Genomic DNA, 12,934 nt, shown 5'->3' on the forward strand with positions numbered 1-12,934 from the left:
AGCTTGGGGCTGCTAGCCCGCAGTTGATTAAGCTGGCTTGGAGTGTGAAGAAGGCTGAGTCTGCTCCTAGCGTGACTGTTAAGCCTACTCCTGATGGTGCTGGTGCTGGTGCTGGTGCTGGTGCTAATGGTGTTCCCGGTAAGACCGGTAAGACCGGTACGACTGACAAGGGGTCGCTAGTGAATACCGGTATTAGTGACTCCACTGCCCTCATTGCGGTAGCAGTCTTCCTAGCCTTGCTAATCGGTGCAGTAGCTATCTACTTGCGCAAGCGAGGAATGGACAAATAGAAACTAGCCTAGGCTAAAGAACAGGGCCGGCGTGTGGATGATTCTACACGTCGGCCCTTTCAGTTGGCTTACCTGCCCGTAGGCAAGAACATCAACACCAAAGTCAAAGGAACCAGTGTTAGCAGGGCCATGCCCAGCGGCATGATCGAAGCAACCACCGGCAGCAGCATGGGTGTGGCAAAAATAGCTGCGCCGCTAGAGAGCACACCCAAAGCTGCAGAGCGCTGATTGGACAGGCCCGGCAGAGCAAAAATATCGTCAATCGTGATGGGGTAGAGCAAAGCCGTACCCAGGCCCGCGATGGCAAGGCCAGCGACCACAATAAGCGGCTGATTAAACCAACCAATCATGATGGTGCCAACAATCGACAGGAGGCAAGAAATCTGGAAGATACCGGGAATCTTCAAGGTTAAGGACCCACTGAAACGGCCCAAAGAAATTCCTAGCGGGAAGATTGCGCCCAGGAAAGCGGCAGTAGAAGTGGGTACACCAATGTTGATTAGGCGCACAATGCCCCAAGCGTATAGGGCCGCCTCAGTAGCTGAAGCGAGTGCGACGCGGGTGAGTCCAATCAATAGCATCCGGTTGGCGGCTCGGGAGCCGTGACGTTTTATAAGCTGTCCAATCTTTCGTGCCTCGAAGAGGTTTGTCACATGGACTGACGACAGAGCTGAAGGCATAGTTGCACGCCCCAATTCGTCCTCGGAAACCTGGGTGGGGCCACCAAAAGCCTGCACGGTAGCTACCGGTGGGAAAGCATCGGAAAGGTCTTTGCGGCGGCGCTTGCGTCGCCCCAGCCAGCGTTCCGCATAGGCAGAAGGAGTGATTTTGAAATTGATCTTGCGGATAATCAGCAAAACCACAATGCAGGGAATAATCAGCACCAGCACGGACCAACGGGCATTCACCCAGGGCAGGGATTCCATGAAGCCATACAGCAGGGGAGTGGCAATGGATGCGGCCGAGGACGCTCCGTTAGCCAGCGCTAAATCTCGGGCTCGGCGGGGACCTTGCAAAACCACTGGGATAATAAGGATCGACCCGGAAATACCTAGGCCGCAAAGAATAGTCCCCAACATTACTAGCGACCAGCTTGGCCCGAAAGCCAGCAGCAGAGCACCCATAATCACCATGATGGAGGCGCCGTAGAAAATCGCGTCTGGAGAAGCCTTCATCAACAACGGAGACAGTAAAGCGGTAACCACCATGCCGACACCCATGATGGAGCCAAGCAACGCAAAATCGGAGACCGGAAGCGCAAAATCGCGTGACAGCAAATACATGAGCGCGCCGGCGCCGCCGACGTGAGCTCCAACAGTCAGCTCAGAAACCATCGTGACTGAGAAAATTCGGGGTCGTCGAGATGCGAAAATGCGGTTTTGAGTGATGCGGGAAATCCCCGAAAGTACGGTGGTCATAGCGCTCCGAGCAGGGACGGAAAAGAAGAGCATTCGAGGAAACGGTATGTCAAACCAGCCGATAACGCAAGGGGGAAGAAAACACTCCCCTCAGAATGTGACTAAAGTGGCTTTACTACCTAGAAAGCGGGGGAGTCTCCAGCTGAATGGGCACTGCCACCTTCCCGAATGAAACTGGGCTCATCCACTCCGAAATCATCATCCTCGTCGAAGGTTCCGTAGCCGTTCAAAATCTCTTCCTCGTCCTCTACCGGATCAAGGAAAGCCTCCTCATCTGGACGGTGCTCCAACACGTTTTGCACGTAGCTTTGCGCCGCCTCCACGATGGGGATGTCATGGCCGGCCTGCTCCGCTAAGAACCAGCGGTGCTCCAATACTTCATGGAAAATCTGCGCTGGCTCCAGTTTGCGCCGCAGCTGCGGCGGCACCGTATTAATCACCGGCTCGAAAACCTCCGCCATCCAAGAATGGGCGACCAGCTCCAAAGGTTCATCCTGGCGTCCATGCCAAAGACGGTAGGTTTCCAAATCGTTCAGCATGCGTTGCGCTTGGGCTTCTTGCACATCCAAGCCGGTTAGTCGCATCACCTGACGATGATGATGACCGGCGTCCACCACCCTCGGCTCAATCCTCATGGTGGTGCCAGATAGGTCAGTGCTCATAGACAGCTCACCCACATCAAAGCCCAGATCATTCAAACGCTTGATTCTCTCACTGACACGCCAGCGCTCATTCAGGTCGAAGGACTCCTCAGCGGTCAGCTCATTCCAAAGATCTTCGTAACGCTGCTGGATGCGGTTACCAATCTCAATCACATCAACATCTTCAGGCATGAAAGAGCCAGCCTGCAGGTCCATGAGCTCCCCAATAATATTGGTCCGAGCTAGATCCACATCATAGTTACGCTGGCCGGGAGTAAGACGATGATGCAGCTCCCCAGTCTCCGCGTCCACCAGGTAGGCGGCGAACTCATCCGCGTCGCGACGGAACAAAGTATTCGAAAGAGAAACATCACCCCAGTAGAAACCCAGCAGGTGGAGACGAACCAGCAGGACCGCTAAAGAGTCAATCAGACGGGTAGCAGTCTCCGGGCGCATGTACTGGGCGAACAGGGCACGGTAAGGCAGTGAATACTGCAAATGCTCAGTCACGAGGGCGCTATTGAGGTCCTCACCCTGACTATTTTTGCGGCCAGTAATCACCGCGGTAGGTTGGACCGAGGGTGCGTCCAGACGGTTCAAATCGCGCAGCAGCAAATACTCACGGTGGGCGACTGTCTCCCCAATCTCCTTAACCGCGATGACCCGACCAGAGAGATTCACGAAACGCACCACGTGCCGGGAAATACCGCGGGGGAGAGCCGCCAAATAGGAGGTAGGCCAATCTGCGAGGGGCAGTTCCCAAGGTAGGTCAAGGAGAGCCGGATCAATATTGGCTGCTCTGATTTGAATCGCTAACTGAGGCATACTTCTATCTTTTCACAGGGCTATCGGTTCTGCATTTAAACACCCGAAGAATACACAAAAGTGGGGTTGGCTTCACGGAGAAACCAACCCCACTTTCAAAGGTATGAACTAAATGCTCAAACTAGTAGCCCGCTCACTGGGGGAGACGGGTGCCAGTAGCGGCCGAGAACAGGTGAGACTGTCCTTCCTTGATGCGCACGTACAGGGTGGAACCCGGGTGCGGAGCGGTACGCGGTGCGACGCGGACAATCAGGTCGGTGTTTTCGCCGGCCAGCTTGCCGTAAACGAAGGAGTCTGAACCCAACTCTTCCACGAAATCAACCACAATCGGGATAGCGCCGCTGGTGTCAGCGGAAACAACTTCCAAAGACTCCGGGCGGAAACCAATGGTGAGCTTACCCTCATCAGCCGCGGTCATAGCATCCAAGGTTGCCTGAGAGAGCGGAATATGCGCGCCACCAAGGTGTGCGACCCCGTCCTTGACATCGAACTTAGCCAAGTTCATGGCGGGGGAGCCAATGAAGCCGGCGACGAACTCATTAGCCGGACGGTCATACATGTCCTCAGGGGTGCCAACCTGCTGCAAAATGCCGTCCTTCAAAACAGCAATGCGGTCGCCCATGGTCAGAGCTTCAGTCTGGTCGTGGGTAACGTACACGGTGGTAACGCCGAGGGAGCGCTGCAAAGCAGCAATCTGGGTACGGGTCTGCACACGCAGTTTCGCATCCAAGTTCGACAAAGGCTCATCCATCAAGAAGACCTGAGGTTTACGAACAATGGCGCGACCCATCGCAACACGCTGACGCTGACCACCGGAAAGAGCCTTCGGCTTACGATCTAGGTACTCAACCAGGTCGAGACGCTTAGCTGCCTCTTCCACACGCTCGTTAATCTCTTCCTTGGGGACACCAGCAATCTTCAGTGCGAAACCCATGTTGTCGCGCACTGACATGTGCGGGTACAAGGCGTAGTTCTGGAACACCATAGCGATGTCGCGGTTCTTCGGCTGCATGTCGGTAACATCAGTGTCACCAATAAAAATGCGGCCAGCATTAACCTCTTCCAGACCTGCGAGCATACGCAGCGAAGTTGATTTACCACAACCGGAAGGACCAACTAGGACGAGGAACTCTCCGTCCTCAATCTTGAGATCCAGTTTGTCCACGGCGGGCTTGTCTGCGCCCGGGTAAACGCGCGTTGCTTTATCAAAAGTTACAGTTGCCATAACTATTCCCTTCACCGGCAGGTACGTGCCGGACGATCCGTTGTGAAAGGTGTCAGCTCGTGTGTCCGCTCTGACACAGTTGGGATGCTTTCATTGCAATTTGGCCCAACTAACAAACAGTATGCCATGATTAGCCGAAGAATGCCTAGTAAATTTGATGTAATTCTCATCAATTACGCAATCCGGGTAGGCTGTTGAGTGAATCCAATCCGAAAGAAGGTGAACCGGAGTGAATTATGTGATTTCGATTCTGGTCGGAGTCGGCGTGGGAGTGGTCGTCTCCGCCCTCGGCGCTGGGGGAGGCATCCTCTCCGTCCCGGTCCTCACCTACTTCCTCGGCCAAAGCCCCCATGATGCTACCAGTGCATCCCTCGTAATCGTTGCAATCACCGCGTTAATCCCGCTGCGGAAGAAATATCAGGCCGGCCAAGTGCTGGTCAAAGAAGGACTGATTTTTGGGGCTCTCACCACCCTCGGCGCCATCCTAGGACGCACTCTGAACGCGCAACTGGACGGCCGTCAACTGGTCTACCTGTTCGCTCTGCTTCTGTTCGTGGTCGCTCTCATCATGCTGCGCAGGGCCCGGAGGATGCGCCTGAATGAGGGCGCGAAATCAGGCCCACAAACACCTACCGCCGGTGAAAGAGCTGCGCTTTCCTCGAAAATGCTGGCCCTGTTAGCGGTGATGGCGACCGGCACCGGGATGCTCACCGGCCTGTTCGGGGTGGGAGGTGGCTTCGCGGTCGTCCCCATCTTCATGCTGGTGTTAAAGTTCGATATTCGCCGCGCCACCGGCACCTCCCTAATCGTCATGTTCCTAGCTTCCCTCACCTCAATCGGGACGGGTCTCGCCCAGGGCACTTTCCATGCTGATTGGCTACTGGTCGCACTGTTCGTGGCGGGCTCCTTCCTGGGTTCCAAAATGGGTGGCCGACTCTCCCAAAGCGCCCGCCCCTCCAGCCTCACCGGCGCCTTCTCCGGCCTCCTTTTCTTCGCCAGCGTTTACATGTTTGTCCGCACGTGGTTTGGGTTCTAAACTGGGGCTGTGATGCGAAATCTGGGTGGTTACCGTCTCCTGCGTGAACTGGGCAGGGGAGCTTCCGCTGTCGTTTTTGAGGCCGAGGACGAGGGCGGCAACCTGCACGCCCTGAAACTGCTGCATCCCGCCCTCGCTAATGATGAGCAGGCCCGGGAACGTCTGCGCCGCGAAGCCGCCGCCATTAACTCCATCAAAAGTGAAGGTATCGCCCGGATCCACGACTATGAAGTGGACGGTGTGGAACCCTTCATTGTGACCGACCTGGTGGCCGGCTCCACCCTGGCGGAAGCGGTGAAACGCCGCGGTCCCATGAGCCTGCAACAGTGCCTGCGTTTTAGTAGCCGCCTAGCCGGCATCCTAGATAGCGTGCATCAGGCCGGGGTGGTGCACCGCGACCTGAAACCGTCCAATATTATTCTCTCCCCGCGCGGGCCCGTGCTGGTTGACTTTGGGGTGGCGCAAGCTGACGAGGGGGAGCGTCTCACAGACACCGGACTGGTGATGGGCACGGCAGGGTATGTTCCCCCCGAAGTCCTGCAAGGGCGAGCACCTGACGCTATTTCCGACTGGTGGGCATGGTTGGCGACTGTGCTGTTCACCGCGACCGGCCAGCCGCCCTTCGGCTCCGGCCCGCAGGCCACCATTTTGGGCCGGGTGATTGCCGGCACCCCGAACACCAGTGGGCTACCTGCCGCGGTGGCAGAAAAATTCCAGGAACTATTGACCACCAGTTTGCAGGATTTTCCCGCCTGGGAGATTGTCTTGGAGGAGCTGGAGGCATCCGCGATAGCGGCTGAATCTGATGAAAACATGGACCTCACCGAGCCAGCCACACTGTGGCTCCCCAACCCTGAGGATGAGGAAGCAACAACCAAGTTAAATACTGCTGAATATGAGCTTGCCGCGGTTGAGCCGGGGGCGCCCTCGGCCTCCTCGTCCCCGGAAAATCTGGAACCCACAGAAACTATCGCGGCCCCGCAGGTAGCCCGGATCCAAGAAACCTTGCCGCTGCCAGCCGCGCTGGAGCCCGCCACCACCCGGTTGCCGGTGAGCTCGGTTGCGCCGGCGGGGGTCGCCCCGATGGGTGCTGGCCCGATACCCGCACCAATACAGTGGGAGCAGGCCATATCCCCGACGCCTCAGCCTGTGCCCGGCAGCCCGTGGGATCCGCAACTGGCCGCCGAATACCACCCCTTCAGTGAGGGACTGGAAGCTGAAAAACCTAAACCCATGATGCTTTGGATACCACGCCTGGCTCTGGGTGCATTGCTGACTTTAGGCTTCTTTTTCTTCCCCATTCCCGTCAGCGTGGCTTTCTTTATCTACGCAATTACCTGCAATACTTTCGGCTACATCTGGCAGCAGCACCAGCTCAGCAAGAGCGGTGCGGTCGGAAATAGGTGGCTTCGCCTGCTGGGGGCGTCACTGTATGCGATTCCCCGCGGTTTCGCTTTCACGCTGGTCGCCGGGCTGCTGGGGGTCGCTATCGCTGCGGGAGTTTTCACTGTGCTGGGAGAGCGCTCCGCGGATCTGCCCGACACTTTCGACCTGCCTAGGCTTTTGCTGTCGCAAGTAGATTGGGTTTCTCTGCCGGCACAAACCAAACTGACGGTGGCGATAACGGCAGCCTTGGCCTACTTGGTGTACTGGCTGAGCCCAACTGTGGCTTCTCATCGTCGGTTTACTGCGGTTTTGGTAGGTAAAATGTTTGTGTCTCGAAGCTCTAGAGTGCTGGTGAACCTGTCTAGCTTAATTCTTCTGTTCGCGATTAGTGGTATGGCGTACAGCATTTATACGGGAAACTAAAGGCCGAACCTTGTACTCTGGTACTCGAAACAAATACTTTTGGAGGAACAATATGGGACGTCCACAAGGCCCCAAGCCGCAAGCGTCAATCAAGAATCGTGCTGCCCAGATGAGAGCCGAGGAAGAAAAGAAAGCTCGCCGGATGCGCGCCATCCTGTGGGGCTCAGTTATTGCTTTACTGGTCGTAGCTATCGTGATTGTTACCTGGGTGGCAACACACCGCGATAAGGTTGGTCCGGCGGCTGATGCGCTGGGTGATTTCAACGGCGGCAAGCCGATTGTACTGTACCAGGATAAGGTCACTGCTACCGTGCCTGAAGGCGTTTCCGTAGTGGATGAGTACGTCTCCTATACTTGTAGTCACTGTGCAGTTTCTAATGAGCCCATCGGTGACAAGCTGGTGGAGCGCGCGCAAAAGGGCGAATTCGCTTTACGACTGAACTTGGTTCCGACAGCTACGATGCCTTTCACTAGTGCTTCCACTGCGGGTGCTTTGATTACCGCGAAGGCCTCTCCGGATAAGTTCAAGCAGTACCACGATCAGATTTTCGCTTTCGTGTTGCAGCAGATCGAAGCTAACGATGGCAGTGTTTTGAATGACACTTCCGCTTCTGTTGCTAAAGTCCAGGAAATCATGCGCGGACTTGGGGTTCCCGATGGTGACGTCAACAAACTGACCGGACAGTTGGGTGATGATTACTTGGCTACTGCCTCAAAGAACTGGGCAGAAGCGAAGATTGAAGGCCGCGATGAACGCTACGGCACCCCTATGTACGTAGTGAACGGCACCGAGGTGAAGACCTCCGAGCACAAGACCGCAGAGGATTTATTAGCTGCAATCGACAAGTCAGCTAAGAAGTAGTCCTTTAAGCATGTTATGTTAACGCCTCTGGTGGGTCCGGTACTTTCGTATCGGGCCCACCTATTTGCTTAGATAGTCAGGTTAGAAATGGTAGCTCTTTTAGAAAACAATCCGATTCTGGCAGTGGTGCTGGTGGTGGCTGCTGGCGCCGCTTTCGGGCAAATCCGGTTTTGGCGTTTGCGTTTCGGTGCGGCGGGCGCACTGTTTGTTGGTTTAGCGCTTTCTGCAATGGTCCCCGGCGTGGGTGAGGGAATGCAGATTTTGTTCACCCTGGGTCTGGCTTTATTTGTCTACATGGTGGGATTGAGTGCAGGTCCCTCTTTCTTCTCTGATTTCAAAAAGCAGACCCCGCTGCTACTGGCTGGCGCTCTGGCCGTGCTGTTGGCTGCGGTAACCACAATTTTTGGCGGCAAGCTACTGGATGTGCCGGTCGCTTTACGTAGCGGTATTTTTACGGGTGCGCTGACTTCTGCGCCCGCCCTCGATACGGCCCGCCGCATGACTGACTCCCCGGATGCTGCAGTGGGTTATGCTTTCGCTTATCCGCTGGTAGTTTTCGTCGCTATTGCCTTCGTTTCCTTTGTAACTCCCCGCAAATGGGAAGGGAAACGGGACACCCCCTCGTTAACCGGCGTTGGCCTCACCCCTTTGACTGTGCGCCTGCATCACGGACTGTCAGTGCATGATATTCCCGGCTGGGATGAAGGCCAGGTCCGGGTTTCCTACCTGCTCCGTAACGATTCAATGTGCGTGGTGAACCCGAACGAGGACTTGCAGGCTGATGATGAGATCGTGATTGTTGGACTATCCGATAAGGTGCAGCGGGCGGCCGCCGCGGTTGGTGAAGTTCAGCAGCACCGCCTGCAAGACAATCGCACAGATGTGGTGTTTGAGCCGGTCACAATCTCACGCACCCGTCACTATGGTGCTACTGTGGCGTCTTTGAACCTGCCCGACCGTTTTGGCGCGGTGGTGACTCGCGTGCGTCGCGGCGACTTGGACCTTTTGGCGGCTGACGATATGCGTTTGGAGCCAGGCGATGTGGTGCTGGTAGCTTGCCCGCGTGACAAGATGGCTGAGGTCCGTAACTTCTTGGGTGACTCTAGGCGTAAGATCACTCAGATTGATGCTTTGAGCCTTGGTCTAGGTCTGACGATTGGTGTGCTGGTTGGCATGATCCCGATTCCACTGCCCGGCGGCATTATGTTCACCCTCGGCCCCGCTGCGGGTCCGCTGGTAGTGGGCACGGTGCTGGGTGCTTTGCGGCGTAGCGGCCCGCTGGTTTGGGTGATGCCACAGGCAGCTAATCAGGCGATCCGGCAGCTGGGATTGCTGCTGTTCATGGCCGGTTTGAGCCTGACTGCGGGCCCGGCTTTCGCTCAGCTAGCAGTTACCCAGACTGGTTTGCGTGCCGGCATTTTGGCGGTCGTGGTTGTGACGGTTGCCTGTTCAACCCTGCTACTTTTGGCTTATTTGCTGGGATTGTCGGCGCCTCGTACCGGTGGTGCGATTTCTGGCCTGCTGGGGCAGCCCGCCATTTTGGAGTCAGCTAAATCCTTGGTTGCGGATGAGCGTGTCGAGGCCGCTTACGCGACGTTGTTCGCTTTCATCACGATTATTAAGATTCTGCTGGTGCCGTTAATTGTGGCGCTGTAGCTGAACTACTGTTCTGTTCCCGTAATGGGGCCGCGCAAAGGTGTGGTGTCGTAGGATTCGGCGCCTTGCGCGCGGAATGCTGATACCGGATAGTTACGGCGGTATTTACGGTAGTGGTTCAGCAGGGCTAGCCGCACGTAAAGTTCACGTTTGAGGGAGCGCAGTGAGAAGTGGCGTTCGTTCGGGTTAAGTAGCGGATGCCCGACCCTGCCTTTGAGTCGTTTGATCTGTGCCACTAGGTGGTCATCCACGTAGGAGTAGAGTAGGCGCAGCGGGATAATCGTGTAGAGCGCCGACTTTTGCATGTAGCGTTTTTGTCCGGTTCGACCTTCAATAATGTCATCCACTGTGACCGGCATGGGGTTGAGGCCACTGAGCGTGTTGTAGTAGCAGCTGCGGCCAATCCTCGGGTTGATTTCGAAGAAGTAGACGATGCCGGTGTTTTTATCTACCTTCAGGTCGAAGTTTGCGAATCCGTGCCAGCCAATCCCGGTGAGGAATCGTTCTACCTGCTGGTAGAGCTCCGGGTAGGGTTCCGTAATCATGGCGGCGGGATTTCCTAGGGCCGAGGGGGCATGGTCTTCAATGAGGACATGCGCGGAGCTGAGCATGGTGACCGCTCCGGTGCGGTCAACATATGCTGTAATCAGCAGATTGTGAGTGTCATTCCCGTCGATTCTGGGCTGGATGACGAACCTTCTGGCGGATTCCACTCCGGCAGTTTTTTTAATCAGCGTGCGCAGGTGGTGTTCCATTTGTTCTTGGTTGTCCACCATATAGACTTTGCGTTTGCCTTCCCATTTGAGCATTTCGTAGTCGAAGGCATAGCAGGGTTTAAGCACTAGCGGATAGCTGAATCCGGACTCTTCTAGGCTGGCCATGATGCTTTCAACGCCGTCGTCTAGGCGAATCTCTAGAGTGGGAGGGACCGCTAAACCGTATTTGCGGGCCAGTTCAGCGAAGTGCCCTTTGTCGTTGGTAGTGGATATGGTTTCGGCGTCGGGAAGCGCGAAAACATAGTCTTTCTCAAGGGCTTCGCGGTGGTTTAGGATTTCCCAGATTTTCCCGTCAGTGTTTGCAATCAGAAGTAGCTGTTTGCCGGGGTGCTCTGCTTTGATCTGCGGAGTTAGTTGCAAGAGGGCCGCAACATTCGGGTCGCTGGTGTTCGGGTCTGGTAGCTGTTCCCGGTCGTAAATATGTGGGTCCAGGATGGAGGAGTTTGCGATTGGTCCTAGTTCCATGGCCGCAATTACGGTCGGTTTCATTCCCCATTCGTCGTTGAAGGAGCGGGCCAGCGCATAGGTCCCAATATCCGGGCCTAGGATAACTGGATGAAATTTGGGTTCCGCTGTCTCAGACATGGGTTTTCCTTTTCTAACGCTATTAATCTGCACTGATTATATCAATCAGCGGCTTTTCCAGCCGGGCCATTTTCTTGCCTGTCGAAGCGTGGGTGTACCTATTAAACCGGATGAAAATGAACAAAATATTTGCGTTTGATAACGGTATAGTGAAACGGTTGACGCGGGAAAGCGATTCGAGATAGCGTATCCTCCATGACCAAATCGATGCGCTCATTTCTTTCTGTTTTATCGGCTGTTCTAGCTTTTTCGTTGTTGTCGCTCACAGTGCAAGCTGTCGCTGCAGATAAGTATTTGAGTATCGCCCTGTTGGGAGACTCATATACCGCCGGCAATGGTGCTGGCGATTACTATGGCCCAGAGGATTCCTACCGCAGTACCCGTAACTGGGGGCATAACTATAGCAATTGGCTTAATGAGCAAGATGTTCATACCACTATCCATAATTACGCTTACAGTAACGCGGTGATTGAGAATGTGGAGAACAGCCAGGTAGATAATATTTCAGATAAGCACGACGTTGTCATGATGACTATCGGCGGCAATGATGTAGCTTTTGCCAATATTGTTTCCAATTGTTTCTTGCTTGGTTACCGTTCTGAGAGTGGCTGCAAGAAGGCTGTGAAGACCGCGAACGACAAACTGCCTGAAGTTCGTGAGAATACTTGGAAGCTGATGGAGCATGTGAGCGCGAAGCTGCCGCAGGATGGCAAAATCGTGTTGGTTGGGTACCCTCTGTTGGCAATGGATAAGGTTTACACCATTCCTGGATGGTGGTTTGATGGCACGTGGGATGCGGCTGCAGCGGTGCGGACCTTAGGAAATGATGCGAGCCGGTTGCAACAGGACTTGGTGGAAGCTTGGAATCAGGATCATTCAGTGAAAGCCAGCTATGTGTCTTTAGCCAGCCTATTTGAGGGGCACGAACCAGATCCTGACACCAGTGCCCGCAATGAGGTGCGTTGGATTAACGAGTTCCTTGAGACAGAGGGAGTGCAGGAAGGGGATAATCCCACGGTGTCGAAGGGTGCATCTTTGACTGAGGTCGGAGTGTTCTATCACCCGAATATTACTGGGCACACGATGATTGGCAAGCACCTCGCTGAGACCTTAGGAATCCCGGGGAACGTCCGCGATACTGAGCGTTTGACGGGTCCGATTGATGTCACCTTTGTTTACGGCGGTGGAGAGCTAGATGATACTACCCGTCCCACGGTGGATGCCTTTGTGGAAGCTACGTTGGCGAAATTTGATGTGCCTGAGGTACAGGTTCGATACTCAGCATTCCTAGCTTCCAACGATGACTACGCTCCATTGTTCTCTTTCGAGGATGCCGTGAATAAGGATGCGGTCAAAACTCGGCTTGCGGCGGTTAATCCCGCTGCTGCACTAGAGGTTGCGCCTCGTGTTGGTGTATCTAAGGCAATCGATCAAGAGTGGGCTGACGGTGCCCGGAAGATTGTTTATTTCATCGGCGATGCCAGTAGTGCAGCACAGCCCGGCACCCCTGAGACTGGCCATGCTGCTGGTAGTCCGGGAGTATCTGATCCTGAATGGAAGAAAGTTCTGGGTGCAGCGTATGAGAAGGATTCTGTTGAAGTACATGTGCTGAACAGTGCTGTGGGAAGCGTCATCGATCCAGACTTTAGCGCGTTAGCCATTCGGACTGCGGGCTTTGTCGCTACTGTTGTTCCGGTTGTCGTACCAACTCCGGAACCGACTGTGGAACCGACTGTGGAACCTACGGTGGAGCCGACCGTGGAACCTACGGTGGAGCCGACCGTGGAACCTACGGTGGAGCCGACTGTGGA

10 protein-coding genes are annotated in these 12,934 nt (G+C 55.2%); 6 read left to right on the forward strand and 4 right to left on the reverse strand.

From position 1 onward, the window contains the following. Window positions 1-290 (forward strand): LPXTG cell wall anchor domain-containing protein (locus tag BM477_RS07910; RefSeq protein ID WP_143230260.1); only part of this gene is annotated, 290 nt, incomplete at its 5' end. Window positions 291-358: 68 nt separating this feature from the next. Here the strand turns inward: BM477_RS07910 and BM477_RS07915 are convergent. The 3 genes from BM477_RS07915 to BM477_RS07925 form a co-directional block, all read right to left on the reverse strand. Continuing rightward, on the reverse strand, window positions 359-1,708 hold the full coding sequence (locus tag BM477_RS07915; protein WP_075362131.1) for an MFS transporter: 1,350 nt from the start codon (window positions 1,706-1,708) through the stop codon (window positions 359-361). A gap of 119 nt (window positions 1,709-1,827) precedes the next feature. Beyond that, on the reverse strand, window positions 1,828-3,174 hold the full coding sequence (locus BM477_RS07920) for a DUF4032 domain-containing protein (protein WP_075362132.1): 1,347 nt from the start codon (window positions 3,172-3,174) through the stop codon (window positions 1,828-1,830). A 133-nt stretch (window positions 3,175-3,307) separates the two neighbouring features. Continuing rightward, a complete protein-coding gene (locus BM477_RS07925) occupies window positions 3,308-4,399 on the reverse strand; it encodes an ABC transporter ATP-binding protein (protein WP_075362133.1) in 1,092 nt (363 codons plus the stop codon). A 229-nt stretch (window positions 4,400-4,628) separates the two neighbouring features. Between BM477_RS07925 and BM477_RS07930 the strand changes: the two genes are divergently transcribed. The 4 genes from BM477_RS07930 (at window position 4,629) to BM477_RS07945 (ending at window position 9,762) form a co-directional block, all read left to right on the forward strand. Continuing rightward, complete coding sequence (locus tag BM477_RS07930) at window positions 4,629-5,435, forward strand: sulfite exporter TauE/SafE family protein (RefSeq protein WP_075362134.1); 807 nt, start codon at window positions 4,629-4,631, stop codon at window positions 5,433-5,435. A gap of 12 nt (window positions 5,436-5,447) precedes the next feature. Next, window positions 5,448-7,244, forward strand: a complete 1,797-nt coding sequence (locus BM477_RS07935) for a serine/threonine protein kinase (RefSeq protein ID WP_075362135.1) — start codon at window positions 5,448-5,450, stop codon at window positions 7,242-7,244. 52 nt (window positions 7,245-7,296) lie between these two features. Further along, a complete protein-coding gene (locus tag BM477_RS07940; RefSeq protein WP_075362136.1) occupies window positions 7,297-8,106 on the forward strand; it encodes a DsbA family protein in 810 nt (269 codons plus the stop codon). Window positions 8,107-8,193: 87 nt separating this feature from the next. Beyond that, entirely contained in the window at window positions 8,194-9,762 is a 1,569-nt protein-coding gene (locus tag BM477_RS07945; RefSeq protein ID WP_075362137.1) for an aspartate:alanine exchanger family transporter, read from the forward strand. Between the two features lie 5 nt (window positions 9,763-9,767). Here the strand turns inward: BM477_RS07945 and BM477_RS07950 are convergent, their stop codons facing one another. Then, entirely contained in the window at window positions 9,768-11,123 is a 1,356-nt protein-coding gene (locus tag BM477_RS07950) for a carboxylate--amine ligase (protein WP_075362138.1), read from the reverse strand. Window positions 11,124-11,318: 195 nt separating this feature from the next. Between BM477_RS07950 and BM477_RS07955 the strand changes: the two genes are divergently transcribed. Continuing rightward, a partial coding sequence (locus BM477_RS07955; protein WP_222842298.1) for an SGNH/GDSL hydrolase family protein occupies window positions 11,319-12,934 on the forward strand: 1,616 nt, incomplete at its 3' end.

The organism is Boudabousia marimammalium (assembly GCF_001936115.1).
Taxonomy (GTDB): Bacteria; Actinomycetota; Actinomycetes; order Actinomycetales; family Actinomycetaceae; genus Boudabousia; species Boudabousia marimammalium.